Annotated in this window: 23 protein-coding genes, 1 tRNA gene and 1 pseudogene; 20 read left to right on the top strand and 5 right to left on the bottom strand. The window is 60.2% G+C overall.

What is annotated here, in order from left to right; genetic code table 11:
* The first annotated feature begins 79 nt into the window (after window positions 1–79).
* Window positions 80–2,425, top strand: a complete 2,346-nt coding sequence (locus NA637_RS04715; protein WP_256071178.1) for a DUF1989 domain-containing protein — start codon at window positions 80–82, stop codon at window positions 2,423–2,425.
* A 449-nt stretch (window positions 2,426–2,874) separates the two neighbouring features.
* Window positions 2,875–4,146: a glycerate kinase type-2 family protein gene (locus NA637_RS04710; RefSeq protein WP_256071177.1), complete on the top strand. Its 1,272-nt coding sequence runs from the start codon at window positions 2,875–2,877 to the stop codon at window positions 4,144–4,146.
* A 66-nt stretch (window positions 4,147–4,212) separates the two neighbouring features.
* On the opposite strand, the gene NA637_RS04705 is transcribed toward NA637_RS04710, so the two are convergent.
* Window positions 4,213–4,437: a DUF2188 domain-containing protein gene (locus tag NA637_RS04705; RefSeq protein WP_256071176.1), complete on the bottom strand. Its 225-nt coding sequence runs from the start codon at window positions 4,435–4,437 to the stop codon at window positions 4,213–4,215.
* Window positions 4,438–4,768: 331 nt separating this feature from the next.
* On the opposite strand from NA637_RS04705, the pseudogene NA637_RS04700 reads away from it, so the two are divergent.
* The 4 genes and pseudogenes from NA637_RS04700 to pncB all read left to right on the top strand — a co-directional run.
* Window positions 4,769–5,172 (top strand): annotated as a pseudogene (locus NA637_RS04700) (FAD-binding oxidoreductase); the annotation flags it as partial.
* A gap of 178 nt (window positions 5,173–5,350) precedes the next feature.
* A complete protein-coding gene (locus NA637_RS04695; protein WP_019342274.1) occupies window positions 5,351–5,527 on the top strand; it encodes a general stress protein in 177 nt (58 codons plus the stop codon).
* A 188-nt stretch (window positions 5,528–5,715) separates the two neighbouring features.
* Window positions 5,716–5,895 carry a hypothetical protein gene (locus NA637_RS04690; RefSeq protein ID WP_256071175.1) on the top strand — a complete coding sequence of 60 codons (180 nt, stop codon included), beginning with the start codon at window positions 5,716–5,718 and terminating at the stop codon, window positions 5,893–5,895.
* Window positions 5,896–5,923: 28 nt separating this feature from the next.
* Window positions 5,924–7,123 carry a nicotinate phosphoribosyltransferase gene (gene pncB / locus NA637_RS04685; protein ID WP_256071174.1) on the top strand — a complete coding sequence of 400 codons (1,200 nt, stop codon included), beginning with the start codon at window positions 5,924–5,926 and terminating at the stop codon, window positions 7,121–7,123.
* Window positions 7,124–7,361: 238 nt separating this feature from the next.
* On the opposite strand, the gene NA637_RS04675 is transcribed toward pncB, so the two are convergent.
* Window positions 7,362–8,264: an ATPase gene (locus tag NA637_RS04675; protein WP_256071173.1), complete on the bottom strand. Its 903-nt coding sequence runs from the start codon at window positions 8,262–8,264 to the stop codon at window positions 7,362–7,364.
* Window positions 8,265–8,649: 385 nt separating this feature from the next.
* Between NA637_RS04675 and NA637_RS04670 the strand changes: the two genes are divergently transcribed.
* Window positions 8,650–8,922: a hypothetical protein gene (locus NA637_RS04670; protein ID WP_256071172.1), complete on the top strand. Its 273-nt coding sequence runs from the start codon at window positions 8,650–8,652 to the stop codon at window positions 8,920–8,922.
* Between the two features lie 6 nt (window positions 8,923–8,928).
* On the opposite strand, the gene NA637_RS04665 is transcribed toward NA637_RS04670, so the two are convergent.
* Window positions 8,929–9,816 carry a LysR family transcriptional regulator ArgP gene (locus NA637_RS04665; RefSeq protein ID WP_256071171.1) on the bottom strand — a complete coding sequence of 296 codons (888 nt, stop codon included), beginning with the start codon at window positions 9,814–9,816 and terminating at the stop codon, window positions 8,929–8,931.
* 96 nt (window positions 9,817–9,912) lie between these two features.
* On the opposite strand from NA637_RS04665, the gene NA637_RS04660 reads away from it, so the two are divergent.
* Both NA637_RS04660 and NA637_RS04655 read left to right on the top strand, forming a co-directional pair.
* Window positions 9,913–10,515: a LysE/ArgO family amino acid transporter gene (locus NA637_RS04660; protein WP_256071170.1), complete on the top strand. Its 603-nt coding sequence runs from the start codon at window positions 9,913–9,915 to the stop codon at window positions 10,513–10,515.
* A 363-nt stretch (window positions 10,516–10,878) separates the two neighbouring features.
* Window positions 10,879–11,457, top strand: a complete 579-nt coding sequence (locus tag NA637_RS04655; RefSeq protein ID WP_256071169.1) for a superoxide dismutase — start codon at window positions 10,879–10,881, stop codon at window positions 11,455–11,457.
* A 289-nt stretch (window positions 11,458–11,746) separates the two neighbouring features.
* On the opposite strand, the gene dcd is transcribed toward NA637_RS04655, so the two are convergent.
* Window positions 11,747–12,313, bottom strand: coding sequence for a dCTP deaminase (gene dcd / locus NA637_RS04650; protein WP_256071168.1), 567 nt, complete (start codon window positions 12,311–12,313; stop codon window positions 11,747–11,749).
* A 321-nt stretch (window positions 12,314–12,634) separates the two neighbouring features.
* Here dcd and NA637_RS04645 point away from each other — a divergent pair, with 321 nt between their 5' ends.
* Entirely contained in the window at window positions 12,635–12,844 is a 210-nt protein-coding gene (locus NA637_RS04645) for a cold-shock protein (protein ID WP_003282211.1), read from the top strand.
* Window positions 12,845–12,955: 111 nt separating this feature from the next.
* Here the strand turns inward: NA637_RS04645 and apbC are convergent, their stop codons facing one another.
* A complete protein-coding gene (gene apbC / locus NA637_RS04640) occupies window positions 12,956–14,050 on the bottom strand; it encodes an iron-sulfur cluster carrier protein ApbC (RefSeq protein ID WP_272888911.1) in 1,095 nt (364 codons plus the stop codon).
* A gap of 258 nt (window positions 14,051–14,308) precedes the next feature.
* Between apbC and metG the strand changes: the two genes are divergently transcribed.
* The 10 genes from metG (at window position 14,309) to hcaB (ending at window position 24,182) form a co-directional block, all read left to right on the top strand.
* The gene (metG, locus tag NA637_RS04635; RefSeq protein ID WP_256071167.1) at window positions 14,309–16,351 is read left to right on the top strand and encodes a methionine--tRNA ligase; all 2,043 of its coding nucleotides are present in this window, start codon (window positions 14,309–14,311) and stop codon (window positions 16,349–16,351) included.
* Window positions 16,352–16,451: 100 nt separating this feature from the next.
* Window positions 16,452–16,805, top strand: a complete 354-nt coding sequence (locus tag NA637_RS25640; RefSeq protein WP_423836698.1) for a cysteine-rich CWC family protein — start codon at window positions 16,452–16,454, stop codon at window positions 16,803–16,805.
* Window positions 16,805–17,497: a pseudouridine synthase gene (locus tag NA637_RS04625; protein WP_256071166.1), complete on the top strand. Its 693-nt coding sequence runs from the start codon at window positions 16,805–16,807 to the stop codon at window positions 17,495–17,497. Before NA637_RS25640 ends, NA637_RS04625 begins: the two co-directional genes overlap by 1 nt.
* Window positions 17,498–17,568: 71 nt before the next feature.
* Window positions 17,569–17,642: transfer RNA gene (locus NA637_RS04620), tRNA-Gly, on the top strand.
* Between the two features lie 238 nt (window positions 17,643–17,880).
* Entirely contained in the window at window positions 17,881–19,734 is a 1,854-nt protein-coding gene (locus NA637_RS04615; protein ID WP_256071165.1) for a tyrosine-type recombinase/integrase, read from the top strand.
* A 138-nt stretch (window positions 19,735–19,872) separates the two neighbouring features.
* Window positions 19,873–20,859: a 2Fe-2S iron-sulfur cluster-binding protein gene (locus tag NA637_RS04610; RefSeq protein ID WP_003292051.1), complete on the top strand. Its 987-nt coding sequence runs from the start codon at window positions 19,873–19,875 to the stop codon at window positions 20,857–20,859.
* Window positions 20,860–21,002: 143 nt separating this feature from the next.
* Complete coding sequence (locus NA637_RS04605; protein ID WP_336605491.1) at window positions 21,003–21,317, top strand: non-heme iron oxygenase ferredoxin subunit; 315 nt, start codon at window positions 21,003–21,005, stop codon at window positions 21,315–21,317.
* A 69-nt stretch (window positions 21,318–21,386) separates the two neighbouring features.
* Complete coding sequence (locus tag NA637_RS04600) at window positions 21,387–22,736, top strand: aromatic ring-hydroxylating oxygenase subunit alpha (protein ID WP_256071163.1); 1,350 nt, start codon at window positions 21,387–21,389, stop codon at window positions 22,734–22,736.
* 15 nt (window positions 22,737–22,751) lie between these two features.
* Entirely contained in the window at window positions 22,752–23,333 is a 582-nt protein-coding gene (locus NA637_RS04595; protein ID WP_256071162.1) for an aromatic-ring-hydroxylating dioxygenase subunit beta, read from the top strand.
* A gap of 69 nt (window positions 23,334–23,402) precedes the next feature.
* Window positions 23,403–24,182 carry a 3-(cis-5,6-dihydroxycyclohexa-1,3-dien-1-yl)propanoate dehydrogenase gene (gene hcaB / locus NA637_RS04590; RefSeq protein ID WP_256071161.1) on the top strand — a complete coding sequence of 260 codons (780 nt, stop codon included), beginning with the start codon at window positions 23,403–23,405 and terminating at the stop codon, window positions 24,180–24,182.
* The last annotated feature ends 38 nt before the right edge of the window (window positions 24,183–24,220 follow it).

Below are 24,220 nucleotides of genomic sequence, written 5' to 3'. Positions count from 1 at the left end.
GATCGCCAGCAAGCTGGCTCCTACCAAGAAACCGGGGCGCCCCGTACGCCCCGCCTTCCCCAGCCTTGCGGAGCCATCCATGCAGCAACCCGTGATCAGCCGGCCGCACGAGCCGGCGCTGTTCGCCCGCGCACCTGGCCGGGAGCGACATCGCGTCGCCCCTGGCGGCCTGACGGTGATCGCCCTGGAACCCGGCGACCGCATCGAGGTGACCGACCTCGAAGGCGACCAACTCGCCGAACTGCTGGCCTTCGATGAGACGGGCCGCGAGGCGCTCGCCGCGCTCGGCCTGTCGGCCAGCCCCGGTGCCGACTTCATCGGCCGCCTGCTGCACGATGGCAGCCATGAGTCGCGGCACGTTGCCAGTGCCCTGAGCAAACGCCGGATCGACTGCCGCCACCTGCCCCCGGCCGCACGCCTCTGGCAGCCCGGCTCGCCAGCCGGCTTCAGCCGCGCCTTCAGCGCCAGCGCCGCGCTGCTGGTGATCGTCACTGCACCCGGCGGCCCGGTGCCGGTGGACAGCCAGTTGCGCGCCAGCGAGCTGCGCCTGTCGATCCAGCGCGCCAATCCGCGCCGCCTGTTCAGCCCACCCCTGCCGGAACCGCTCGGCGAGCTGGTCGACGAATTCACCATCCACCCCGGCACGGCGCGCGACTACGAGGTCGCCGCCGGGCAGTACATCCAGGTGCTCGACGTCGCCGGCCGGCAATGCTCGGACTTCGTCGCCTTCGACCGCCGCGGCCTGGACGCCGGCCGCGAGATCGATCTCGACCCCACCGTCACCCGCACCCTGAACGGCAACGCCTACCCCGGCCCCGGCCTGTTCAGCAGGTTCTTCGACCGCGACATGCAGCCGATGCTGGAAGTCGTGCGCGACACCGTCGGCCGCCACGACACCTTCGCCCTGGCCTGTACCGCGCGCTACTACGAGGCCCAGGGCTACTTCGGCCACGCCAACTGCAGCGACAACATCAGCCGCGCGCTGCACCCGTACGGCGTGCGCAGTCGTCCCGGCTGGCCGGCGATCAACTTCTTCTTCAACACCGGCATCGACGCACACCAGCAACTGACCCTCGACGAACCCTGGTCGCGCCCCGGCGACTACGTGCTGCTGCGCGCCATGACCGACCTGGTCTGCGCCAGCAGTTCCTGCCCGGACGACATCGACCCGGCCAACGGCTGGCAGCCCACCGACATCCACATCCGCGTGTATTCCGAAAAGGAGCGCTTCAGTATCGCCATGGCCACCCGCAAGACGCCCGACGCCGACCCGGTGCTGACCCGCGAAAGCGGCTTCCACCCCGGCACATCCGCCCTTACCCGCCACTTCGTCGACTACCGCGGCTGGTGGACGCCCACCCACTTCGACGGCTACGGCGCCATCGAGGAATACCACGGCTGCCGCGAACGGGTGGCGGTGATGGACCTCTCCGCCCTGCGCAAGTTCGAGGTCATCGGCCCCGACGCCGAGGCGCTGCTCAACTACTGCCTGACCCGCGACGTGCGCAAGCTGGCGGTCGGCCAGGTGGTCTACAGCGCGATGTGCTACGAGCACGGCGGCATGCTCGACGACGGCACGCTGCTGCGCCTGGGGCCGGATACCTTCCGCTGGATCTGCGGCGAGGACTACGCCGGCGTCTGGCTGCGCGAACAGGCCGAGAAGCTGGGCATGAAGGTGTGGGTCAAGTCGGCCTCCGAGCAGATCCACAATGTCGCCGTGCAGGGCCCGCGCAGCCGCGAACTGCTGGCACAGATGATCTGGACGCCCGGCACCCAGCCGCCGCTCGGCGAGCTGGGCTGGTTCCGCTTCCTGGTCGGCCGCCTGGACGACTATAACGGCTGTCCGCTGATGGTCTCGCGCACCGGCTACACCGGCGAACTGGGCTACGAGATCTGGTGTCACCCGAGCGATGCGATGAACGTCTGGCGGCGCCTCTGGCAACTGGGCGAACCGCTCGGCCTGGTGCCGCTGGGCCTGCATGCGCTGGACATGCTGCGCATCGAGGCCGGGCTGATCTTCGCCGGCTACGAGTTCAGCGACCAGACCGATCCGTTCGAGGCCGGCATCGGCTTCTGCGTACCGCTGAAAAGCAAGCAGGACGACTTCATCGGCCGCGAGGCCCTGCTGCGGCGCAAGGAACATCCGCTGCAGCGCCTGGTCGGCCTGGAACTGGACGGCAACGAACCGGCGGCCCATGGCGACTGCGTGCACACCGGCCGCGCCCAGGTCGGGGTGATCACCAGCGCCACCCGCTCGCCGGTATTGGGCAAGAACATCGCGCTGTGCCGGCTGGACGTCAGTTATTGCGAACCGGGCACGTGCCTGGAGATCGGCAAGCTCGACGGCCAGCAGAAACGCATCGGCGCCAGCGTAATCAGCGGCACCGTCGCCTACGATCCGGACAAAAGCCGGGTCAGGGCGTAGCGGCAAGCGACAAGCGGCAAGCGGCAAGCGGCAAGACACGGTTGGGTTGAGGTGCGTCGCACCGAAGCCCAACATCGCGCTGTGCTCAACCTCGACGGACCCGCTGCACTTGGACGGATGGCCTGAACGTTCCCGGCGCGGCTATCAACCCGCTGTATCCGCCCTGCGAGCACCTTTTCGATTCGCCCGGCACAAGGGGTCACGGCCCCGACGGCCGGGCGGGTCGATTTCAACCCTTGGCCGGCCGTTGAAAAAACGTCGGCGAGGCAGCCAGCGCAGGGCAAAAACAGGCGAAAAGCGGAGTTTACGAACTGTAAAACGAGCATTTTTGAGCCTGTTTTTAACGCAGCGATGGCAACCCGGGTAGTTTTTCAACGGCCCGTTAGCGCTTGCATTGCCGAGCCCCAAGGTCTGCAATCGGCCTCTGCAAAAGACCCAAGGAGCCAGAGATGCCCATCGATCCCCAAGCCCTGCTGCGCCAGCTGTTCGACAGCGCCATCGAGGCCGCCCACCCGCGCCATGTGCTCGCCGACCATCTGCCCGAAGACCGCAGCGGCCGGGCCATCGTCATTGGCGCCGGCAAGGCGGCCGCGGCCATGGCCGAAGCCATCGAGCAGGTCTGGGAAGGTGAGCTGTCCGGGCTGGTGGTGACCCGCTACGAACACCACGCCGACTGCCGCCGCATCGAGGTGGTGGAGGCCGCACACCCGGTGCCGGACGATGCCGGCGAGCGCGTCGCCCGCCGTGTGCTGGAGCTGGTCAGCACCCTCGAGGAGAGCGACCGGGTGATCTTTCTGCTGTCCGGCGGCGGCTCCTCGCTGCTGGCCCTGCCGGCCGAAGGCATCTCGCTGGCCGACAAGCAGGCGATCAACAAGGCCTTGCTGCGCTCCGGCGCGCACATCGGCGAGATGAACTGCGTGCGCAAGCACCTTTCGGCGATCAAGGGCGGGCGCCTGGCCAAGGCCTGCTGGCCGGCCAGCGTCTACACCTATGCGATTTCAGATGTACCGGGTGACGAAGCGACGGTGATCGCCTCCGGTCCCACCGTCGCCGATCCGACCACATCGGCCGAGGCGCTGGCGATCCTCGAGCGCTATCACATCGAGATGCCGGCCAACGTCCGTGCCTGGCTCGAAGACCCACGCTCGGAAACGCTGAAGCCGGGCGATCCGATGCTCTCGCGCAGCCACTTCCGGCTGATCGCCACGCCGCAGCAGTCGCTCGATGCGGCAGCCGAGGTAGCCCGTGCCGCCGGCATCACCCCGCTGATCCTCGGTGATCTGGAAGGTGAAGCACGCGAGGTGGCCAAGGTGCACGCCGGCATCGCCCGCCAGGTGGTGCTGCACCGCCAGCCGATCGCCGCGCCCTGCGTGATCCTGTCCGGTGGCGAAACCACGGTGACCGTGCGCGGCAACGGCCGTGGCGGGCGCAACGCCGAATTCCTGCTCGCCCTCACCGAAAGCCTGCATGGCCTGCCGAACATCTATGCGCTGGCGGGCGACACCGACGGCATCGACGGCTCGGAAGACAACGCCGGCGCGCTGATGACCCCGGACAGCTTCGCCCGCGCCGAAGCGCAGGGCCTGCGCGCCGCCGACTCGCTGGCCAACAACGATGGCTACGGCTACTTCGCCGCGCTGGGCAGCCTGATTGTCACCGGCCCGACGCGCACCAACGTCAACGATTTCCGCGCCATCCTGATTCTGCCGCCGTCCGCTTAGGGGCGCGGCGCTCATCTGTCGGCGAGCCAGCATCAGCGCCGAGGCGAGTCGCAGCCGAGCCGAGCCTTAACCCTTGGTAGCCCGAGGGTCCTGGTCCCGCGGGTAGGTCCGTTCCTCTTCGATTTTGCCGTCGAGGGTGTGGATCTTTACCGAGGCGGTGCGCAACTTCATGTAGTCGCGGGTCTCGTTGATGATGTCTTCCTTGGTCGCCGCTTCGAGCAGCGCGCGCTGGTCGCCTTCCTCACGCAATACCCAGCGATCGTCATCGTGCGTGATGTGGTAGTTCTCCATGTTGCCCTCCGTCATTCATCGATAGTCGAAGTTATAGAACGCTGCGGTTACTGACCGTTCGATCGGTCGGCACCCGAATACTGGGTTCAAGCAACCCAACAGGGTTCAATGAACCCGGATAACCGGGGTTAAAACAACCATCACTGCTCTATGGTCCTTGATTCCGGTCAATTTCAGCCTGGAACGATTATTGAAACAGCATGCACACCTGTCCCGGTTGCGTGGTCACCACGCCGCGTTGTGAGAGACAGCCTTATCGATGACTGGAGCCTTCCATGCCTTGCGCCGAGCACCGCGCCCTAATCACCGCCACCGTCCCGTTGCTGGAAAGTCCGATATTCTCATCGGGACTGAACAGGCGCTCTATAGCGCGACAGCCGAGGCACCTGGTGGCTGGCGCGGAGCGCGGCGCTTCCGGGTCGCACGCAAGGTAACCGAGAGCAGCGAAATCACCTCGTTCTATCTGGAGCCGGAAGACGGCGGTCCGGTGGTTGAGCACAAGCCAGGGCAATACAGCGGCCTGCGTCTGCTAATCGATGGGCAGGAGATCCGCCGCAACTACTCGCTATCGGCGCGAGCAACGGCCGTGACTACCGGATCAACGTCAAACGCGAACCCGGCGGAGGTGGCTTCCACCGCACTCACCGGATGCAGCCTGGCGCGACGCTGGAGCTGTTCGCGCCAGCTGGAGACTTCACCTTGCAACCCGGTGACAGGCCGCTGGTAGTACTGTCATCGCCCTGTCATCGCCGTTTACCGCTTCGTTGCACTTAGCCATGACCATTATGGGACAACCACTCGTCCGCGGCTCGTTAAAAACGGAAACTACTGGCCCGCTCCTCCGCTCTGAAATCCTAGGGCTGATGAAGTTGTTCAGCCCCGCAGAGGACTTGTCCATTGAGGAGAGTAAGACATGGCAAACAAAAATCCTGGCAACTTTGCAAATGACCGCGAAAAGGCGTCTGAAGCAGGCAAGAAGGGCGGCCATAACAGCGGTGGCAACTTCGCCAATGATCGTGAAAAGGCCTCAGAAGCCGGCCGCAAAGGCGGACAGAATAGCCACGGCGGTGGTCGCAACAGCAACAGCTGATGCTATAGGCAGCAGAGGGCAAAGGTTAAACCTTTGCCCTTTTTTGTTGCCCACTGCTTTTGTATGCGCAATCACCCGAAGTTGAACTGGTTTTTTCTCACGACAATAAACCGACACCCAAAGCTAGCGATTTGCTTGAATTTTTTCAGCTTCAACCAATAAAAACCGCCAACCGAGGAACGAGCGATATGAACACTTCGAATCAGGGCACCTCATCAACCAACCCGGGCGATGAAGCGGCGCCAGGAACGCCGGGCACCGGTGAAAATATCTGCCCGGCATGCAACGGCAGCGGCCGTACCGATGCAGGAGAATGTAAAAATTGCGGCGGCACCGGTAAGGTGATCGAAGGCATCGGCGGAGCCTGATCCCGCCTCCGCAACCAGGAAACAGCCCATGCGTGGCAGCGCCTTCTCCGAACGAATCATCCAGAGCCTGCTGGACACCGACTATTACAAGCTGACCATGATGCAGGCGGTGCTGCACCACTACCCAAACGCCGAAGTGGAGTGGGCTTTTCGCAGTCGCTCCGAAGAAGACCTGACACCTTATCTGGGCGCGATCCGGGAACAGCTGGAAGCATTGGCGGAGCTGCGATTCGAACCGCAAGAACTGGCGTTCCTTGAACGTATTCCCTATATGCAGCCGGATTTCATCCGCTTCCTCGGGCTGTTCCGCTTTGATCCCCGCTACGTGCGTGTGGAGCTTGAAGACGGCGAGCTGGTGGTCTACCTGCGCGGCCCCTGGCTGCATGTGATCCTTTTCGAGGTGCCGCTGCTGGCCATCATCAGCGAGGTGCGCAACCGTGCCCGCTATCCGCAGGTGACGCTGGAGCAGGCCACCGACCGTCTGCAAGAGAAGCTGCAGTGGCTGCGCGACGAAGCCACGCCCGCGGAACTGGCCGGTTTCAAACTGGCCGACTTCGGCACGCGCCGGCGCTTCTCGTCCGGCGTCCAGGCTGCGGTGGTCAAACGGCTGAGCGAGGCGTTTCCCGGTCACTTCGTCGGCACCAGCAACGTGCATCTGGCGCGCACACTGAATCTCAAACCCATGGGCACCATGGCGCATGAGTGGATCATGGCCCACCAGCAACTCGGCCCCCGACTGATCGATAGCCAGAGCGCGGCATTGGACTGCTGGGCGCGTGAATACCGCGGTGCGCTGGGCGTCGCCATCACCGACTGCATCACCATGGACGCCTTCACGGCGGACTTCGATCTGTATCTGGCGAAGCTGTTCGACGGTCTGCGCCATGACTCGGGCGATCCGGTCGAATGGGCGGAAAAAGCCATCGCCCACTACCGACGGCTGGGCATCGATCCGATGACGCGGCAATTGGTGTTTTCCGACGGGCTGGATTTCCCCAAGGCGCTAAATATCTATCGCGCCCTGGTCGGGCGCAGTAACACCAGTTATGGCATCGGCACTCAGCTGACCTGTGACATACCGGGGGTCGAACCGACCAACATGGTGATCAAGATGACCAGCTGCAACGGTCAACCCGTCGCCAAGATCTCCGATTCACCGGGCAAGACCATGTGCCGGGACGAAGCCTTCCTCAGCTATCTCAAACATGTGTTTGGGCTGAATCCCTGACCCCGCTCAAGCGGCTGATAGAGGCTCTTCGGATGGCTCGCCAGGCGTTTCGAAACATAGGCGGTTGCGCCCGGACGTTTTAGCCAGGTACATCCGCTTGTCTGCCAGGTCGAGCAATTCTTCCGCGCTTTCGGCGAAGTCAACGCAACGCCCAGCCAAGCCAAGCCAATACTGGCAGTGACGGGGCTGCCGTCAGGACGCGCGCATATACGCAGCGGCTTTTTTCTTAAACGGCCACCTAGCGCTGGTCAAGCTGCTGCTGCAAGTTGGCGATCTGTCCCTGCAGCGTGTTGATGCTACGGGTCATCTGGGCCCGGAATGCATCGAACTCGGACGTCACTACGCCTGGCGTAGCCGCAGGTCGGTTATCCACTTCGCTGCGCAAGATAAGTACATCCTGCTCCAGGCGACCGATCGCCTGACTGGCGTCGCCCCGCTGTTTCAACGCTGCGATGTCCTTGCTCAGTCCGTCAATTCGGGCAGACATCTTGCCCAGCTCGTCCACCGTGCCCTTTAGCCCCGCCATCGATGACGCCAGCGCCGCCTGTTCACCGGCGACCTTTTTCACAGTTTCGGCGAGCGCGGCCGTAGCGGACTGATGGCCACGTACGTCAGTGGCGATTCGCTCGATCTGGCTGCCCTGCTGCTCCAGGCGCTTGTCCTGATTGCTCTGTCTACCGGTCAGGCTCTGCTGCTGGGTGGTGATGGCGCGCTGTTGTTCGGCCAGGTCCAATGCCTGCTTTTCCAGCTGCTTGATACGCAGTTTCAGCGCCTCGCCTTCGGTGGTGACGCTGGACTCCGTCGCCACGATCTTGCCGGAAATATCCTGCAGCCGACCGCTCGCATCTTCACTGATGCGCGCAAAGCTTTCCTGTGTAGCAACCAACTGAGCTTCGAGCCTCGATACCTGTTGCATGCCCCACCAACCCAATGCAATCAGCACGCCGAACAACACCAGGACCAGGAACCACAACGGCGCGGTGCTGACGGTACGGCGCTTCTGGCGCGGGCGCACAGCATCAGGGGCGCTGTGCGCAGCCTGGCCGATCGGCTCGAGCTCAGGCGCAGGATACGGATCCCGATCGCGGCCTGCGGTCAGGCTGGGTATGTTGTCCAGCTCGTCGTGAGCATCGTTGCGCATGGGATACCTTTAATGGCGCGAAGCGAAAGACAGCGCGCAGTATAACGACTCAGCAGAGGCCCTTCAGCGCGAACACCACCCATAAACTGCACCATAAACTGCACCCGGAACAGGCGCCCCGCACCGCGATGTATCAAGACCGTGCAAACCGACGTAGCGGGCAAGCGACCAGCTCTCCACTGCGTCATGTTGGAAAAAACTGCATTCAAGCGGCAAGGTCAGCCGCGGTGGGCTTCATCCAGCATTGCACATCGAAAGAAGTCAGCCCGAACAGGAACTGGTACGCCTGTTGCTTTGGCTTTGATGCCAGCGGATAGCGCTTTCCGACACGGATGTCGGGCCAAGAACGTCGAGCGGTCGCTGCTAGATTGGAGGATGTATCAATATGGAGTTCAACAAGGCCGTACTGGATTGCATGCAGCAGTTACGCCGCCGGCTGCGCGATGAGCAACAGCTGGATATCCGCCTTAGCCAACCGGACGCGATCCAGGCCATGCTGACCGCCTGCCTCCGTTCTGGCGACGAGATGACACGGGACCTGGGCAAACAGCTGGCCACGTACAGCGACATGCCAGCTCCCGACCTCACCCCATCACCGACAGCGAGCCGCAGCGGGCCCTCGGTGCGCATCTACCGCGGCCAGCGAGTCCTGAACTGAACCGGCTCAATAGATCAACCACTGCCTGACCGAGCGCGACAGCTGCCGCGTAAGCTCGGCGAGCAGCTCACCGCCGTTGCGCCAATGATGCCAGTACAACGGCACATCGATCGGATCGCCGGGATACACATCCACCAGCGCTCCGCTGGCCAGCTCCGCGCCTACCTGCAGTTCAGGCACCAACCCCCAACCCAGATCGCTCTGCAGCAGGCGAACAAACCCTTCTGACGAGGGGCACAGGTGATGACTGAAAGCCCCCTTCAGGCCCAACGCAGCGAGATAGCGATGCTGCAGCCGGTCGTCAGGACCGAAGACGATCGCCGGCGCCTTCAGCAAAGCCTCGGCTGGCGCGCCGGGCTTAAGGTGGCGGGCGACATAGGCGGGACTGGCAAGCGCGCGGTAGCGCATGGCGCCGAGAAATTCGCTTCGCGCACCGGCCAAGGGCCGTTCGACGGCGCACACGCACGCCGCCACCTCCCCGGCGCGCATCCGCTTGAGCCCAACATCCTGATCCTCCAGCACATGATCGAGCACCACGCCATGTCGCGTGCAGAACGGCGCAATCGCACCTGGCCACCAGGTAGCCAGGCTGTCGGAGTTCAGCGCAATACGCAGCCGCTCCGGTAGCCGACGCTCGTCCAGTTCCGGCACTTGCCCTTGAAGATCCCGCTCAAGCAGGCGCACCTGTTGCACGTGGTTGAGCAAACGCCGGCCAACCTCGGTGGGCTGCGGTGGCGAGGCGCGCAACAATACCGGCTGCCCCAACCGCGCCTCGAGCAACTTGATGCGCTGCGACACGGCCGATTGCGACAGCCCCAATGACTGCGCAGCGCGATCGAAGCCGGCTTGCTCAACCACCGCCGCCAAAGCGACCAGCAACTTGTAATCGAACATTCGATCTCCTTATGGGGCATTACAGAATTTTGTTTTGCTTATAAAGCAACAGCCCTGACACTGCGAGCACCTCTCGACAAAGACAGGCAGCGCAGCATGTGGCAGAGCTATATCAACGGACTATTGGTCACCGCCGGCCTGATCATTGCTATCGGCGCGCAGAATGCGTTCGTTCTGGCGCAGAGCTTGCGTCGCGAGCACCATCTGCCTGTAGCTGCACTCTGCATTCTCTGCGATATTCTGCTGGTCAGTGTCGGCGTCTTTGGCCTCGCCGCCGTGCTGGCGGAAAACCCGCTGCTGCTGAAGATCACCCGATGGGGTGGCGTACTGTTCTTGCTGTTCTATGGGGTCATCGCGTTGCGCCGCGCAGCGCGCCCGCAAGCCCTCCTGGAAGACGCCCAACGCGGTCCGCGCTCGCTGCGGAGCGTATTGCTCGCCGCGCTGGCCGTCACCTTGCTGAACCCGCACGTCTATCTCGACACGGTACTACTGATTGGCTCACTCGGGGCGCAGCAACCCGCGCCAGGGGCCTACACGCTAGGCGCCGCAAGCGCGTCGACGCTATGGTTCCTGATTCTTGCCCTGGGCGGAGCCTGGCTTGCGCCGTGGCTAGCACGACCGCTGACCTGGCGACTGATTGACCTGGGTGTCGCGACCATGATGTTCACGGTAGCCGCGCAGCTTGTTGTCCTCGCCTAAGGAACGCCCCCGGCAATCGGAGGTCCACGCAGAGGGCCTCGGCATCCTCGCACCTTTCGCCAGATCTCGATTAAGAGGCTCTGGTTACGGCTTCTCCACACAGTTGATGCGTGGTTTTGCCACAGGCTGGGTGCTATAATCCTTGGCCCGCGGACATGGAGGAGTGGAACGCTTCAGCCCGCCATTGCGGCCGCCGTGATCGGCCGAAGAATGCGCACGCATGTAGCGAGCGAATGGAAAGACAGGCGTAAACGGACGAACAGCAGTGCAATAGTTTCTCCGTTCCGCGAGGCACTGGTCACCAGCGCAGACTGCCTCCTTCCGAGCCGCATCTATTCTCGACACCTGAGCAGGAGATACACCATGGCTTTCGAATTGCCGCCGCTTCCGTTTGAAAAGAACGCCCTCGAGCCGCACATTTCCGCCGAGACCTTCGAATATCACCACGGCAAGCATCACCAGGCCTACGTGACCAACCTGAACAACCTGATCCCGGGCACCGAGTTCGAGGGCAAGGATCTGGAAACCATCATCAAGACCTCGTCCGGTGGCATCTTCAACAATGCCGCTCAGGTCTGGAACCACACCTTCTTCTGGAACTGCATGGCGCCGAACGCTGGCGGCCAGCCGACCGGCGCCCTGGCTGATGCCATCAACGCCGCGTTCGGATCCTTCGACAAGTTCAAGGAAGAGTTCACCAAGACCGCCATCGGCACCTTCGGCTCCGGCTGGGCCTGGCTGGTGAAGAAGTCCGACGGCAGCCTCGGCCTGGCGAGCACCATCGGCGCCGGCAACCCGATGACCGCTGGCGACAAGCCGCTGCTGACCTGCGACGTCTGGGAACATGCTTACTACATCGATTACCGCAACGCGCGTCCGAAGTTCGTCGAAGCGTTCTGGAACATCGTCAACTGGGACTTCGTCGCGAAGAACTTCGCCTGAGTCCCGTCTGCTTGATGGGGCCCCGGTCGCCTCATCATCCAGACACCCCAAAATGCCCGCATTTGTGCGGGCATTTTTTATTCAAACGAAAAAGAAGCAGCGGAACAGTGACAGCCTCGACAAGAGGCCCGTGTGCCGACGGGCCGCAACTCACCTCGGAGACGCGCCCGAGAATACGGTTCAGCCAAAAGAATAGACGCGCCACGGCACCTGGACAGTTAAGGCATGAGACACGCGAGCGCCGGTTGCCGCTACCCACTTGAGTTGGCAGCCAACTCGCTGACCGAAATCAGGCCTTCGGCAAGGTCACGCCACGCTGACCCTGATACTTACCGCCGCGATCACGGTAAGAGGTCTCGCACTCTTCATCCGACTCCAGGAACAGCATCTGCGCCACGCCCTCGTTGGCATAAATCTTCGCTGGCAAGGTAGTGGTGTTGGAAAACTCCAGGGTCACGTGCCCTTCCCACTCTGGCTCCAGCGGCGTCACGTTGACGATGATGCCGCAGCGCGCATAGGTGCTCTTGCCCAAGCAGATGGTCAGCACATTGCGCGGAATGCGAAAGTACTCGACCGTGCGCGCCAGGGCGAAAGAATTGGGCGGGATGATGCAGACGTCGCTCTTGATGTCGACGAAGCTCTTCTCGTCGAAGTTCTTCGGATCGACGATTGCCGAATTGATGTTGGTGAAGATCTTGAATTCATCGGCGCAGCGCACGTCGTAGCCATAGCTCGACACGCCGTAAGAGATCAAGCGCTCACTGCCCTCGCCGCGCATCTGGCGTTCGACATAGGGCTCGATCATGCCGTGCTCCCGGGCCATCCGACGAATCCATTTATCCGATTTGATGCTCATGGCGGGCGTCCTGACTGGGCTGGTGGGCATTCATATAAGGGCGTGCATCTTACCGACCCCAGGGAGCCGGTTCAAAGCCCACGAACCGGGTCCATGCGTCGCAGCTCTGACGCTTCGGCCGGAAACTGAAAATAATGCTCGCATTGCGACAGAAATGGAGTATCTTTCATTGGCTGCTGCTGCATGTGTCACCGTGAATCGCTACATGTTTAGATTTCGATCCGATCATTGCTACGACTCCTAACTCCTTGCACACAGTCACCGTTCGGGGTATTTGCCCGTTCAAATCATCTCTACACCTTGTTCAAGGAGACATTACAAATGTCCAATCGCCAAACCGGTACCGTTAAGTGGTTCAACGATGAGAAAGGCTTCGGCTTCATCACTCCGCAATCCGGTGACGACCTTTTCGTACACTTCCGCGCCATCCAGGGCGACGGTTTCAAGAGCCTGAAAGAAGGCCAGCAAGTTTCCTTCGTCGCTACTCGCGGCCAGAAGGGCATGCAAGCTGAGGAAGTTCAGGTTATCTAACCTGAAGCTTCTTTGCTGAAAAAGCCCCGCTTCGGCGGGGCTTTTTTATACCTGCGATTTACTGGCGACCGTTCAGCCACGGGCAGCGCGAAGCGCCACCCTGCTTTGAAATTAGTCGTCGGTTACAACGATGTTCGGCATCGACTGCGCGATGATCTGCCCACTCAGTGAAATCCGTGCTCCCACACTGCGCGCCATTTGCTGATAGATCATCGCGATCTGGCTTTCAGGGTCGGCGATGGTGGTCGGCTTGCCGGCGTCGGCCTGGCTGCGAATTGCCATCGACAGCGGTAACGAGGCCAGCAGCTCGACGTTGTACTGCGCCGCCAGCTTCTCGCCACCGCCTTCGCCGAACAGATGCTCGGCATGACCGCAGTTCGAGCAGATGTGAATGGCCATGTTTTCCACTACGCCCAGCACCGGAATGTTCACCTTGCGGAACATCTCCACGCCTTTCTTGGCATCCAGCAGCGCCAGATCCTGAGGCGTGGTCACGATGACCGCCCCAACCACAGGCACCTTTTGCGCCAGGGTCAGCTGGATGTCACCGGTGCCCGGCGGCATGTCCACGACAAGATAGTCCAGATCATTCCAGGCCGTCTGCGTGATCAGTTGCAGCAGCGCGCCGGAGACCATCGGGCCACGCCAGACCATCGGCGTCTTGTCGTCGGCCAGGAAAGCCATCGACATGATCTGTACGCCGTGGGCTTCCAGCGGGATAAAGGCTTTGTTGTCACGGATTTCCGGGCGGGTGCCTTCGGGAATGCCGAACATGATGCCCTGGCTCGGGCCATAGATATCCGCATCCAATACGCCAACCCGCGCGCCTTCGCGGGCCAGCGCCAGTGCCAGATTGGCGGCCGTGGTGGATTTGCCCACGCCGCCCTTGCCGGAGGCGACGGCGATGATGTTCTTCACATTGGCCATCGACTCGAGCTGGTCCTGCGCCTTGTGCGAGCGGATCACGCAGTCGACCTGCACGTCCGCCCGAGTGACGCCTTCCAACTGCTCGATGGCCATGGCCAACATCTGTGCCCAGCCGCTGCGAAACAGTCCGGCGGCGTAGCCCAGCTCAATCTGCACGCTGACGCGGTCGCCCTGAATCTCGATGGAGCGCACGCAACCGGCAGTGACCGGGTCCTGGTTCAGGTTAGGGTCGGTGTACTGACGCAGTACGGCTTCCACAGCTTCGCGTGTGACGGTCATGATTTCTCCCAGAAAAACCGAGTGGAACATAGGGGATGGTAACAGCAGAGGCAAGCTGCAAGCTGCAAGCTGCAAGCTGCAAGCTGCAAGCTCAGACAGCGCAAAACCTCGCTTTTCGCTTTTTCTTGAAGCTTAAGGCTTGAAGCTTGAAGCTGCAGGAGCCCATTTGATTTCGGCTTCGAGCTTTCAGCTTCAAGCTTGAGGCTGCTTCCCTTATAGTGACCGACTCACTTCGCAACCCCGACTGCAGATTTCCCCATGTCCGAAGCCCGTCAGATCCTCGTTACCAGTGCCCTGCCCTACGCCAACGGTTCGATTCACCTTGGCCATATGCTCGAGTACATCCAGACGGACATGTGGGTGCGCTTTCAGAAGCTGCGCGGCAACCAGTGCATCTATGTTTGCGCCGATGACGCCCATGGCTCGGCCATCATGCTGCGCGCCGAAAAGGAAGGCATCACGCCCGAGCAACTGATCGCCGACGTGCAGGCCGAACACAGCGCCGACTTCGCCGACTTCCTGGTCAATTTCGACAACTTCCACTCGACCCATTCGGAAGAGAACCGCGAGTTTTCGGAGATGATCTACACCCGTCTGCGCGACGCCGGCCACATCGCCACGCGCTCGGTGACCCAGTATTTCGATCCCGAGAAAGGCATGTTCCTCGCCGACCGCTTCATCAAGGGCACCTGCCCGAAGTGCGGTGCCGAAGACCAGTACGGCGACAACTGCGAAAAGTGCGGCGCGACCTACGAGCCCACCGAGCTGAAAGACCCGCGTTCGGCGATCTCCGGCGCCACGCCAGTGCTCAAGGACTCCAAGCACTTCTTCTTCAAGCTGCCGGACTTCGAGGCCATGCTCAAGCAATGGACCCGCGGCGGCGCGCTGCAGGAATCGGTCGCCAACAAGATCGCCGAGTGGCTCGACGGCGGGCTGCAGGAGTGGGACATCTCTCGCGACGCGCCTTACTTCGGCTTCGAGATTCCAGATGAGCCCGGCAAATACTTCTACGTCTGGCTGGATGCTCCGATCGGCTACATGGCCAGCTTCGAGAATCTGTGCAAGCGCCGCCCGGAACTCAGCTTCGATACATTCTGGAGCAAGGATTCCACCGCCGAGCTGTACCACTTCATCGGCAAGGACATCATCAACTTCCACACGCTGTTCTGGCCGGCCATGCTCGAAGGTGCCGGTTTCCGCAAGCCCACCGCCGTCAACGTGCACGGCTACCTGACGGTGAATGGACAGAAGATGTCCAAGTCGCGCGGCACCTTTATCAAGGCGCGCACCTATCTCGATCACCTGAACCCGGAATACCTGCGCTACTACTATGCGTCCAAGCTGGGCCGTGGCGTCGACGACCTCGATCTGAACCTCGAGGACTTCGTGCAGAAGGTCAATTCCGACCTGGTCGGCAAGGTGGTCAACATCGCCAGCCGTTGCGCCGGGTTCATCCACAAGGGCAACGGCGGCCTGATGGTCGACCGCAACGCCGCAGCGGAACTGACCGACGCCTTCCAGACGGCCGCACCCTCCGTTGCCGACGCTTACGAGAACCGCGATTTCGCCCGCGCCATGCGCGAGATCATGGCCCTGGCCGACCGCGCCAACGCCTGGATCGCCGACAAGGCACCCTGGGCACTGAACAAGCAGGAAGGCATGCAGGATGAAGTGCAGGCGATCTGCGCCACCGGCATCAACCTGTTCCGCCAACTGGTGATCTTCCTCAAGCCGGTGCTGCCGAACCTGGCCGCCGATGCCGAGCGCTTCCTGAACGTCGAGCCACTAGGCTGGACTGACCTGCAAACGTTGCTGACCAACCATCAGCTGAACACTTTCACCCCGCTATTGACCCGTATCGAGCCTGCCAAAATCGAAGCCATGATCGAATCATCCAAGGAAGACCTCGCCTCCACCGAAACCGCCGCCCAGCCGAGCGGCAATGGCGAGCTGACCAAAGAGCCTATCGCCGCCGAGATCGCCTTCGACGCCTTTGCCGCCGTGGATCTGCGCATCGCACTGATCGAGAAGTGCGAGTTCGTGGAAGGCGCCGACAAGCTGCTGCGCCTGACCCTCGACATCGGCGACGCCAAGCGCAACGTGTTCTCCGGCATCAAGAGCGCCTACCCGGACCCAAGCAAACTGGAAGGCCGCCTGACCCTGTACGTCGCCAACCTCGCCCCGCGCAAGATGAAGTTCGGCATCTCCGAAGGCATGGTGCTGGCCGCCGGCCCAGGCGGCGAAGAGATCTACCTGCTCAGCCCGGACAGTGGCGCCAAACCCGGTCAGCGCGTCAAGTAACGACGCCATAGCACAGGCGCCCGGCGCAATGCCGGGCGCCTATTTCGGCGCCAACTAACCGCCCCACCGTATCAAGCGCTGCCACTTCCCGGAGGCGATTATGACCGATACACCCGATCCCAGCAGGCCGCTGAAAAACGTAAGCGATACAGGCAAGACGAGGCAAAAACAGCCGAAGGAGCCAAGTTTAGGCGTTCAAAGTCAGCATATTGAGGCTGTTTTTAACCACCTATTGCCAACGCAGGTAGCGTTTCAACGGTCTGCTAGTCGCTGCCCGGTCTGTGGCGAGCCCAACAGTTGTGGCCTGTCCAACCCAGCCACTGCGACACGGCCCTGCTGGTGCTTCAGCATTGAGATAGCGCCCGAAGCCCGCGATCAGATCCCGGACGACACGCTGAACAAAGCCTGCATCTGCCCGCGCTGCGCCTGCGGCGAGTTGCCTGCAAAACCCTGATGCGCCTCGACCGTTTCCTCGCCAATCTGCCCCACTGCAGCCATCGCCAAGCGCGCCTGCTGCTGGCCTCGGGCCGTGCTGCGGTGAACGGGAACACGGTCTGCGACGGCACCCATGACGTTCGTGTCTTCGACCGTATCGAGCTGGATGGCGAGGTACTGCAGGCAGGCAAGCCCGCACGCTTCTATATGCTCAACAAACGGGCTGGTTGCGTCAGCGCCACCGCCGACCCGCAACACCCCACCGTGCTGGACCTGCTGAACGAACCGGACAAGGACAATCTACATATCGCCGGGCGGTTGGACTTCAACACCACCGGGCTGATGATCATCACCAACGACGGCCTCTGGTCCCGCCGCCTCACCCAACCGGAAAGCCTGCTGGGCAAAACCTATCTTGTGGAAACCGAAGCCCCCATCGACCCTATCTGCGTCGACCGCTTCGCTCAAGGCCTCTACTTTCGCTTCGAGAACCTCACCACCCTGCCCGCCGAACTCGAACTACTCGGCCCACAGCAGGCCCGCCTGACCCTGCATGAAGGCCGCTACCATCAGGTGAAACGCATGTTCGGCCACTTCAACAACAAGGTCACCGCGCTGCACCGCGAACGCATAGGCCCACTGCTGCTCGACTCCACGCTTGCCCCCGGCCAATACCGCAGCCTGACGCCCGGAGAAATTGCGCAAGTCTGAACAACATTCATCGACCCAAATGCCGCACCCGCTTCTCCTCGCCCCGCCCTTCTGGTACAAAGGCTGCCTATGCGGGCGTCGTATAATGGCATTACCTGAGCTTCCCAAGCTCATGACGAGGGTTCGATTCCCTTCGCCCGCTCCACTGCATCATTCTGCGGACTTCCGCAGAAGTCCAAGAGAGTCTGCAAGTCGTTGCCACACAAAGACTTTTTCTCTCTTTGACGTTCTGCTGTGGTCCACTGCGATCCGCCTACAGCCGGGACTTTTAAGTCCACAAACAAGTCCATTTTTGCGGGCGCGGCTGATTCCGGATTGTTGATGGAGGGGCGAGGTCGACGTGACCAGCATCTGGTTCCTGACTCATGTTCAGGAGCAAGAGCATGGCACTCTCAGACCTGGCCGTTCGACAGGCCAAGGCAACTGGCAAGGCATACACCCTCCCTGACTTGGATGGCCTCTCCCTGGCCGTCACGGCTGCAGGGGGCAGGACTTGGCACTTCCGCTACTACTGGGCGGGCAAGCAGAAGCGGATGTCGCTCGGCACCTACCCGGAGGTGACGCTTCGCGAGGCCCGCAGCCTGCGCGACGAAGCGCGCGCCCTGCTGGCCAAAGGCACCAATCCTCGCGTTCACCGCAAGCAGAAGCGCACCGCTGTCCGGCTCGCCGACGAAAACACCTTCGAGGCGGTGTATCGCAAGTGGCTCAAGCATCGCGGGCTCAGCCTCAAGGAAGGCCGGCAGACGACCCTCTCGATCCTTCCGCGCATCTTCGACAAGGATGTGCTGCCGACCTTGGGCAAGCAGTCGATCTATGAGATCAAGCGGCCCGACCTCCTGGAGGTGATCGCCAGGATCGAGAAGCGCAGGGCGCTCTCCGTCGCCGAGAAAGTCAGGACGTGGTTCAACCAACTGTTCCGCTACGCGCTGGTGATCGTGCCGGGCCTGGAACAGAACCCCGCCTCCGATCTCGATGTGGTGGCGCTGCCGCTGCCACCCGTCAACCACAACCCGTTCCTGCGCATGGCCGAGCTGCCAAGGCTGTTGCAGCGGCTGCGCAGCTATCGCGGCAGGCGGCAGACCCAGCTCGGGCTGCGGCTATTGCTGCTGACCGGCGTGCGAACCGGCGAGCTGCGGCAGGCGATGCCGGATCAATTCGATCTGGACCGAGGGCTGTGGATCATCCCGCCCGACGTCGTGAAGCAACTCCAGGTGGATATGCGCAAGAAGCGGCAGCAGCCGAAGGACATCCCGCCCTACATCGTGCCGCTGTCGATTCAGGCCATGGAGATCGTCGGGCACCTGCTCGATGAGTTCAAGCCGGCCCAGCGCTACCTGTTCCGGCACGACAGCGACCTGAAGAAGCGCATCAGCGAGAACACGCTCAATGGTGCGCTCAAACGCATGGGCTATCAGGAACGCCTGACCGGACACGGTATCCGTGGCACGATGTCCACTGCGCTCAACGAGATCGGCTACCCGAAAGTCTGGGTGGATGCACAGCTTTCGCATGTCGATCCCAACAAGGTCAGCGCCACCTACAACCATGCCGAGTACGTGGAGCAGCGTCGACGCATGATGCAGGACTGGGCCGATCGCCTCGACCTCTTCGAGCAGAACCAGGTCGAGGCGGCCAGCATGCCGCTCACCGTGCATCTGGAAGGTGTGCCCGCATTCCCGAGTGAGCAAACCGCAAGCGCGCCCTCTACGCCGGTTGCCGCTTCGCCAAGCCTGCTCGTGACGAAGCCGGGTGACGCCATGCCGTTGGTTTCTGCCGCCGCACATCGGCTGCCGGCAGTGCCGCCCCAGCGATCGGCCGCGCCGCTGGTGCCTTCGGACATTCAGCGCGAGAGAATGGATTTGTTCGATGTCTTCGAAGCGCCGCACAACCTTCCCGTCGCTGCGTTTGCCAAGATGGCGGGCAAATCTCGCAGGTGGATCAGCTACGAGATCCAGGCGGGCAACTTGCTGGCGTTGAACGTGGGCAACCGCGGCCAGCGCGTGCCGGACTGGCACCTCGACCCGCTCAAGCACGAGCTGATCCAGTCTGTCCTGAAGCTGACCAGGGGTGCGGACCCTTGGCAGATCTACCATGCACTGCTGCAGCCGCGCTCGATGCTGCGGGGGCGCTCGGCACTGGAGGGCGTGACTGCCAGCAATTTCGACAAGCTCGTCATGGCCGTGAGCACAGCGGTGAAGGAAAGCGAATGGACCCCGCTGCGGGTCGGGGTCGTGTAGTCAAACAACGGGCCGGTAAGGGATGGCCTGGACATTATTCATATTGGTGATACTAATATTCATTTATGGTTTATTGACTATTAGAATACAGTCAATGATCATGGAACCATAAAACATATAAATAAAGAAGCTAGATCTATGGAACTTCTCGTACTACCGAACAATCGCCGCTTGCCATTTGATTCCGGTGCCAACCTTTTGGAAGTGCTCCGTGAGCACCGTGTGGGTATTTCCTACAGCTGTATGTCTGGACGATGCGGTACTTGCCGCTGCCGAGTTATAGATGGCAGCGTCATTAGTTCGGCGGCGAAAAGCGGTGACTCAAATCGCATCGAAGAGCATTATGTACTCGCCTGTCAGTCAGTGCTCACCAGCAATTGCGCAATTGAGATCATAGACTCAGACGACATAGTCACTCACCCGGCGCGAATCATCAAAGGCATGGTTGTCGCCGTCGAGTCGCCCACTCACGATATTCGCCGCATCCGCATTCGCCTCGCCAAGCCCTTCGAGTTCTCACCCGGACAGTACGCGATGCTACAGTTCAGTCCCGAACATGTGCGTCCATATTCAATGGCTGGTCTGCCAGATGACCAAGAAATGGAGTTCCATATCCGCAAAGTGCCGGGCGGGCGTGTCACGGAGTATATTTTCGAGCACGTCCGCGAAGGTACAAGCATTAAGTTGAGCGGGCCTCTTGGTACGGCCTATCTGCGTCAGGCTCACACCGGGCCGATGCTGTGTGTGGGCGGCGGGACCGGACTCGCACCGGTGCTGTCGATTGTTCGCGGCGCGCTGAAGTCGGGAATGACGAACCCCATCCACCTTTATTTCGGGGTGCGCAGTCAGCAAGACCTTTACGACGCAGACCGATTGAACCAACTCGCGGCTATCCACCCTCAACTGACTGTCCATACAGTGATCGCGACGGGCCCGATTAATGAGGGCCAGCGGGCCGGCCTAATTACCGATTTGATTGAAAAAGACATTCCCTCGCTGGCTGGGTGGAGAGCCTACCTGTGCGGCGCACCAGCGATGGTTGACGCTCTATGCACCGTCGCCAAAGTTCTTGGAATATCGCCCGAACATATTTATGCCGATGCCTTCTATCCCAGCGGGGTCTGAATTGCCCCGACCCTGCACCTCTGTACATCGAGAATTCATCAGGAAGACACTTAAATGAGCATCACTAACAACAGCCGCGTCAGAATATTTGGGACAGCTGAATGATCTCTAACTCCATCATCACCCCATTTGAAGATAGCTTTATGACAGAAAAATGGATTGACGCAGTCGCTCTTTATGAAATCCCTGAAGGTGACGTCCTCGGCGTGACAGTCGAAGGCAAGGAACTAGCGCTGTATGAAGTGGAAGGCGAAATCTACGCTACCGACAACCTGTGCACACATGGTGCCGCCCGTTTGAGCGATGGTTTTCTAGAAGGCAGAGAAATTGAATGTCCTTTGCATCAAGGTCGATTTGATGTTTGCACAGGCAGGGCCTTGTGCGCCCCTGTGACACAGAACATCAAAACATACCGAGTGAAGATTGAGGGCCAGAGTGTGATGATTGATTTGAGCTGAGAATTTTAATAGGAGGCACCCCCGACCCTAGAGCGTAATCCCCCCCATTCGATTTTTTTAGGTGAAAATATGAATTACAGAAATAAAACCTTGGTGACTGAATCTGGGCTGACCCAAAAACACCTGATTCATGGCGACGAAGAACTTTTCCAGCGCGAACTGGAAACCATTTTTGCTCGGAACTGGCTTTTCCTGACTCATGACAGCCTAATTCCATCCCCTGGCGACTATGTTACGGCAAAAATGGGGGTTGATGAGGTTATCGTCTCCAGGCAGAACGACGGTTCGATTCGTGCTTTTCTGAACGTTTGCCGTCACCGCGGCAAGACGCTGGTACCCGCAGAAGCAGGTAATGCTAAAGGTTTCGTTTGCAGCTATCACGGCTGGGGCTACGGCTTCAACGGTGAACTGCAGAGCGTTCCATTCGAAAAAGAGCTGTATGGCGAGGCGCTCGACAAGAAATGTATGGGGTTGAAAGAAGTCGCTCGTGTGGAGAGCTTCCATGGCTTCATCTATGGTTGCTTCGATGAGGAAGCCCCTTCTCTCATAGACTATTTGGGGGACGCTGGCTGGTACCTGGAGCCCATGCATAAGCATTCCGGTGGGTTAGAACTGATCGGTCCTCCAGGCAAGGTCATAATCAAGGCTAACTGGAAAGCGCCCGCGGAAAACTTTGCGGGGGATGCATACCACGTGGGTTGGACGCATGCGTCTTCGCTTCGCACAGGGCAGTCGGTCTTCTCGTCGTTAGCTGGCAACGCAGCTCTTCCCCCAGAAGGTGCAGGTCTGCAAATGACCTCCAAATACGGCAGCGGCATGGGTGTGTTGTGGGACGCATATTCAGGCGTGCACAGCACAGACCTGGTTCCGGAATTGATGGCCTTCGGCGGTGCTAAGCAGGAACGGCTGAACAAAGAAATTGGCGAGGTTCGCGCACGAATCTATCGCAGCCACCTCAACTGCACCGTTTTCCCGAACAACAGTTTTCTGACCTGCTCGGGTGTCTTCAAGGTATGGCACCCGATCGATGCAAATACCACTGAGGTATGGAGCTACGCCATGGTCGAAAAAGACCTGCCCGAGGATCTAAAGCGCCGCTTCGTCGACTCGGTTCTGAGAACGTTTGGGCCTGCTGGCTACTGGGAAAGCGATGACAATGACAATATGGAAACGGCATCGCAAAACGCCAAGAAATATCAGTCCAGGGATGGCGATCTGATTTCCAACCTGGGTTTCGGCGGGGACGTATACGGCGACGAGGTTTATCCTGGCGTCGTCGGCAAATCGGCGATTGGCGAGACCAGTTATCGTGGCTTCTATCGGGCTTACGGCGCGCACATCAGCAGCTCTAGCTGGGCTGAATTCGAGGATGCCTCTAAAAATTGGCATACCGAACTGACAAAGACTACTGATCGCTAACAGACGAGAGGGACCATGATGATTAATATTCAAGAAGACAAGCTTGTCTCCGCCCACGATGCCGAAGAGTTTCTTCGTTTCTTAAATTCCGGCGACGAGGCTTTGCAACAAGAAGCTACCACGTTGCTAACCCGGGAAGCGCATCTTTTAGACATTCAGGCTTACCGCGCCTGGTTAGAGCACTGCGTGGACTCAGAGGTGAAATATCAGATTATCTCACGCGAACTGCGCTCAGCTTCCGAGCGCCGTTACCAGCTCAATGAAACCATGAACATTTTCAACGATAATTATGAACAACTGGAAGTTCGCGTAGCGCATCAACTGGATCCGCAAAACTGGGGCAATAGTCCAAAGGTGCGCTTTACTCGTTTCATCACAAATATCCAGGCTGCAATGGACGAAAATGAAGATTTGCTTCACATTCGCTCCAACCTAATTGTTCACCGAGCACGACGCGGCAATCAAGTCGATGTCTTCTATGCCACTCGGGAGGATAAATGGAAGCGCGGCGAAGATGGAGCGCGTAAGTTGGTCCAACGATTGATTGATTATCCAGAGCGCACATTCCAGACGCACAATGTGATGATCTTTATGTGACCCAATAATCGCCTTTACAAATGGTGACTGCTACAAGCTGTCCCATTGTTCAAAAGGAAATTTGTGTGTATGAGCAATCAACAAGTCGTTTCGATAACCGGTGCTGGCTCAGGAATTGGTCTCGCACTGGTTCGATCCTTTAAGTCCGCCGGTTATTGCGTATCCGCTCTCGTACAAAACGAGGAGCAAAAGGCGAGCCTTTGCAATGAGTTCAAGGACGCACTCGAGATCGTCGTGGGCGATGTCCGGGACCACGCAACAAATGAGAAGCTGATAAAGCAAACAACCGATAGATTCGGCCATCTCGATTGTTTCATTGCAAATGCCGGTATTTGGGATTACATGCTTGGCATCGAAGAGCCTTGGGAGAAAATATCGAGCAGTTTTGATGAGATATTCAACATCAATGTCAAGAGCTATTTCAGCGGTATCAGGGCCGCCCTGCAGGAACTGAAAAAGACTAGCGGATCAGTGGTGATGACCGCTTCAGTGTCGTCCCATGCGGTCGGTAGTGGTGGTTCTTGCTACATCGCCAGCAAGCATGCGGTCCTGGGCATGATGAAAGCTTTGGCTTACGAATTGGCTCCCCACATTCGCGTCAACGCCGTAGCACCGGGCGGCACTTTGACGTCTCTGAGCGGTCCCGCAAGCGCCGGCTTCGACAAAACTCACATGGAAAAAATGCCCGGTATCGAGGACATGATCAAGGGTCTAACGCCTCTTGGATTTGCAGCCAAGGCCGAAGACGTAGTGGCACCCTATTTGTTGTTGGCGTCGCGAGATCAAGGGAAATTCATTACCGGGACTGTCATTAATATAGATGGAGGGCAGGCGCTCGGTCGCAAGTAGGTTTGTCGCCTATCTTGAAATAATAACTAAATTTCTGG

Source organism: Stutzerimonas stutzeri, assembly GCF_024448935.1.
GTDB lineage: Bacteria > Pseudomonadota > Gammaproteobacteria > Pseudomonadales > Pseudomonadaceae > Stutzerimonas > Stutzerimonas stutzeri_AO.
Note: the sequence above shows the minus strand (reverse complement) of the source record. Positions and strands in the feature narration are given on the sequence as shown.

Excerpts from the sequence above, each read along its gene's own strand:
- NA637_RS04715 (WP_256071178.1), top strand. The coding sequence starts at position 80 with ATGCAGCAACCCGTGATCAGCCGGCCGCACGAGCCGGCGCTGTTCGCC.
- NA637_RS04610 (WP_003292051.1), top strand. The coding sequence starts at position 19,873 with ATGGAACTTCTCGTACTACCGAACAATCGCCGCTTGCCATTTGATTCC.
- NA637_RS04665 (WP_256071171.1), bottom strand. The coding sequence starts at position 9,816 with ATGTTCGATTACAAGTTGCTGGTCGCTTTGGCGGCGGTGGTTGAGCAA.
- NA637_RS04690 (WP_256071175.1), top strand. The coding sequence starts at position 5,716 with ATGAACACTTCGAATCAGGGCACCTCATCAACCAACCCGGGCGATGAA.
- apbC (WP_272888911.1), bottom strand. The coding sequence starts at position 14,050 with ATGACCGTCACACGCGAAGCTGTGGAAGCCGTACTGCGTCAGTACACC.
- NA637_RS04645 (WP_003282211.1), top strand. The coding sequence starts at position 12,635 with ATGTCCAATCGCCAAACCGGTACCGTTAAGTGGTTCAACGATGAGAAA.
- NA637_RS04695 (WP_019342274.1), top strand. The coding sequence starts at position 5,351 with ATGGCAAACAAAAATCCTGGCAACTTTGCAAATGACCGCGAAAAGGCG.
- NA637_RS04615 (WP_256071165.1), top strand. The coding sequence starts at position 17,881 with ATGGCACTCTCAGACCTGGCCGTTCGACAGGCCAAGGCAACTGGCAAG.
- NA637_RS04605 (WP_336605491.1), top strand. The coding sequence starts at position 21,003 with ATGACAGAAAAATGGATTGACGCAGTCGCTCTTTATGAAATCCCTGAA.
- NA637_RS04710 (WP_256071177.1), top strand. The coding sequence starts at position 2,875 with ATGCCCATCGATCCCCAAGCCCTGCTGCGCCAGCTGTTCGACAGCGCC.
- NA637_RS04600 (WP_256071163.1), top strand. The coding sequence starts at position 21,387 with ATGAATTACAGAAATAAAACCTTGGTGACTGAATCTGGGCTGACCCAA.
- NA637_RS04670 (WP_256071172.1), top strand. The coding sequence starts at position 8,650 with ATGGAGTTCAACAAGGCCGTACTGGATTGCATGCAGCAGTTACGCCGC.
- NA637_RS04625 (WP_256071166.1), top strand. The coding sequence starts at position 16,805 with ATGCGCCTCGACCGTTTCCTCGCCAATCTGCCCCACTGCAGCCATCGC.
- NA637_RS04660 (WP_256071170.1), top strand. The coding sequence starts at position 9,913 with ATGTGGCAGAGCTATATCAACGGACTATTGGTCACCGCCGGCCTGATC.
- NA637_RS04705 (WP_256071176.1), bottom strand. The coding sequence starts at position 4,437 with ATGGAGAACTACCACATCACGCACGATGACGATCGCTGGGTATTGCGT.
- dcd (WP_256071168.1), bottom strand. The coding sequence starts at position 12,313 with ATGAGCATCAAATCGGATAAATGGATTCGTCGGATGGCCCGGGAGCAC.
- hcaB (WP_256071161.1), top strand. The coding sequence starts at position 23,403 with ATGAGCAATCAACAAGTCGTTTCGATAACCGGTGCTGGCTCAGGAATT.
- NA637_RS04655 (WP_256071169.1), top strand. The coding sequence starts at position 10,879 with ATGGCTTTCGAATTGCCGCCGCTTCCGTTTGAAAAGAACGCCCTCGAG.
- NA637_RS04595 (WP_256071162.1), top strand. The coding sequence starts at position 22,752 with ATGATGATTAATATTCAAGAAGACAAGCTTGTCTCCGCCCACGATGCC.
- NA637_RS25640 (WP_423836698.1), top strand. The coding sequence starts at position 16,452 with ATGACCGATACACCCGATCCCAGCAGGCCGCTGAAAAACGTAAGCGAT.
- pncB (WP_256071174.1), top strand. The coding sequence starts at position 5,924 with ATGCGTGGCAGCGCCTTCTCCGAACGAATCATCCAGAGCCTGCTGGAC.
- metG (WP_256071167.1), top strand. The coding sequence starts at position 14,309 with ATGTCCGAAGCCCGTCAGATCCTCGTTACCAGTGCCCTGCCCTACGCC.
- NA637_RS04675 (WP_256071173.1), bottom strand. The coding sequence starts at position 8,264 with ATGCGCAACGATGCTCACGACGAGCTGGACAACATACCCAGCCTGACC.